The organism is Chryseobacterium sp. (genome assembly GCF_022712095.1).
Lineage (GTDB): Bacteria > Bacteroidota > Bacteroidia > Flavobacteriales > Weeksellaceae > Chryseobacterium.
Genome location: NZ_JALAHD010000154.1, coordinates 1 through 2,715 on the forward strand (window position 1 = coordinate 1; position 2,715 = coordinate 2,715).

Below are 2,715 nucleotides of genomic sequence, written 5' to 3' on the forward strand. Positions count from 1 at the left end.
AAGGTGCACTAGGAGCACTTGCCGTAGTAGGTGTTGCACTGATTGCTAAAAAAGCAGCGAAAAGAAAAAGTTTTATAAAAGGTGTCTTTAACGAATATGGAATAAAAGAAAGGTCTCCGTTTGGACTTGCCGATAAAATCAGAGAAATGAATGATGAGCAATATCAGGAGCTAAAAGGAAAATTCAAAAAAGAATTCCAATCCGGATGCTGCAGGTCGAGACATGAAAAGTTTGAAGCATAGTCTTTTAAAAACTAAATTTGAAATTGTTTAATTTCGGGACAGAAAGCTTTGCTTTCTGTCCCGAAATTTTTTTATTCTCGCTATTATTGTGTGAAAGCGTGTTGAAATATTCCCCCTTTAATTAAGGAATTCGGAAAATAAATCCTTATTTTTGTGTGGTTATACACCATTCTATTCGTGAAGGATTACTATTATTTTCTTGGAATTTCTCAGGATGCCTCAGAAGAAGACATCAAAAAAGCCTATAGGAAACTTTCTTTAAAATATCATCCTGATAAAAATGAAAATGATGATTTTTTTGCTGATCGTTTCCGTGAGATCCAGGAGGCATATGAAATGCTCAGTGATCCTGCCCGCAGAAAAACATATGATCAGAACTTAGAAAGCCATCAGAGAAGTTTCAGATATAATATACCTCCAAGCATAAAAAGCTTTACTGCCAATAAAGTTCATGCTAAAAAAGGAGAAGAGATTATTATCAGTTGGCAGACACAGAATGCAGATGTGGTAAAGGTTCTTCCTTTCGGGTTGGAGAAAGCTTATGGAGAAAGAACTTTTAAAATTACCGAGTTTAAAGATGGTAAATTTCAGATTCTGTTGCATGTAACCAATTCTTTGCTGCATAAAACTATAGTTCAGGGAATAACGATTACAGAAGTTTTTGAAAACAAGACGGAAAAATTTAGGAATGAAGCAGAAGACTTATTTAAATCACAGCCTAAAACACTACAAAACCCTAAAGGACAGCCTAAAATATTCCAGATAATTCTGGCAGTATTATTTATATTGCTGGCAGTGTATTTTCTGATAAAAAGCTTTGATTAAGCTAATTTCTTTCTTCCCGGACACTTTTTACATCTTTTTCCTTTCTTGAATTTTTTACAGCAAGATTTTTTCTCACAGAATAATTCCTCATTTTTAAAAGAATAAGGCGTTAAAGGTGGTACTTTGAAAGGTACGATTGCATTCATGATGCAAATATATTAATTTAGAATAAATATAATTAAGGTTAATCTATAAATATTCTTAAAATTCAAAAATACTTTTTATTTTTTATTTAACGCCTTGATTTTCAGTTTTAAAAATTGAGGGAAGAAGAGCATTGGATTCTAAAGGCATGACCCTGCTGAGTATTAAATTTCTGGACACTTCCATAATTTCCTTCTACACCTATGCGTAATTTTTTATAGGGCTGAAAAACAATATTCAAACCTCCGTTTTGAAAGTTTCTCAGCATATCTCCCGGTATAAAAGATTTTTTTCCTACCTGAGAATAGCTGTAATAGGCTACTGAGCTCCATTTGGGACTCCACCAGTGTTCATAAATTCCTAAAATATTAAAAAGACTGAGAGTTTCCAGAGCATTCCCGTTTTGAGGATTCGGAATCGCATCATATTTTTCTCCATCCAGGACCTGATTAGTGTTTGAATACCCTTTTCCATAGGAAGACTGGAATCTGATATTGTTGGACGGGTTGAGATCATATCGGCCAGAAATTAGGGCTCCGTATCCTAAAATAGTATGGGTGTTATAAGGATCCTCGGTTTTATCTCTTCTTTCATAACTTATAGGAACCAGAATTCCTCCCACCTTTATGTAGCTGTTTTCGTTACCATAACGGTACATAGTGGTAAAAGTTGGGATCAACGGTTTCTTTTTCCATAATAAAGTATCTTCAGGAAGAGTAATGCTGGGATATTTCGGATCTTCCAGAGATATTGACAGATCGTGATGTGGTGCAAATTTTTTTGAATACCGGATCTGGATTCTTCTGCTGAATAAAAAACCATTCGGGCCTGCAAAATCAAACATATTGGGAAAAGCGGAAATGTCTGAGAAATTACTCCAAGTTTGTCCTACAAGCCAATTTTTCCATTGAATATAGCCTTTTCTAAATCTGGGAGCTGTAGTTCCATTAGGACCAAAGAAATCTATTTCAGCATAGGCTGAAAGATCCCTCTTAGAGTCTTCTATTCCAAACCCTACTTGGGATTGTTTAACACTGAAATTACTGCTGGTAGTGTTGTTTTGAGGAAGCGTGATAGAAGTAGCTGCAAATCCGTCTTTAAAGCCCATGCTCTGAAAATCCAACATAGCATCCGCTTGAATAAACCCTTTAAGATATACAGACCAGTTGTCGCCTGAGGTTTCCTGATTGTCCTTTTTACTTATAATTGTCGTCTGGGCATTTATTTTTATACTGAATAGGGTAATAAATGATAATGAGGTCATAAACCCCAAATAATTTTTTTTCATCGTGTGTTGTGTTTTATTTTATACTTGTTTCCGTTTACTTCATTATTTACAGGGTATATTTTAATTAATTCTTTTTAATAAAATAAGTCTGTGAGTAAAAAGAGACTAATATAGAAATTCAATTACAAAAATATTTTTTAATAGATTAAATAGATAATCTTTGCATTTAATAAAATCTATTAAAATTAATGGAATATTCTATTATTAATAATAATT

Annotated in this window: 3 protein-coding genes; 2 read left to right on the forward strand and 1 reads right to left on the reverse strand. The window is 33.5% G+C overall.

Annotated features, from left to right (window positions below):
- Nucleotides 1-242: hypothetical protein (locus Q0A18_RS07765; protein ID WP_292009579.1), on the forward strand; the 242-nt coding region annotated here is incomplete at its 5' end.
- A gap of 177 nt (nucleotides 243-419) precedes the next feature.
- Nucleotides 420-1,067: a DnaJ domain-containing protein gene (locus Q0A18_RS07770; protein WP_292009581.1), complete on the forward strand. Its 648-nt coding sequence runs from the start codon at nucleotides 420-422 to the stop codon at nucleotides 1,065-1,067.
- A 253-nt stretch (nucleotides 1,068-1,320) separates the two neighbouring features.
- Here Q0A18_RS07770 and Q0A18_RS07775 read toward each other — a convergent pair whose 3' ends face one another.
- Nucleotides 1,321-2,499, reverse strand: coding sequence for a DcaP family trimeric outer membrane transporter (locus tag Q0A18_RS07775; protein ID WP_292009580.1), 1,179 nt, complete (start codon nucleotides 2,497-2,499; stop codon nucleotides 1,321-1,323).
- Between the last annotated feature and the right edge of the window lie 216 nt (nucleotides 2,500-2,715).

Coding starts and splice junctions, on each gene's coding strand:
- Q0A18_RS07775 (WP_292009580.1), bottom strand. CDS start 2,499: ATGAAAAAAAATTATTTGGGGTTTATGACCTCATTATCATTTATTACC.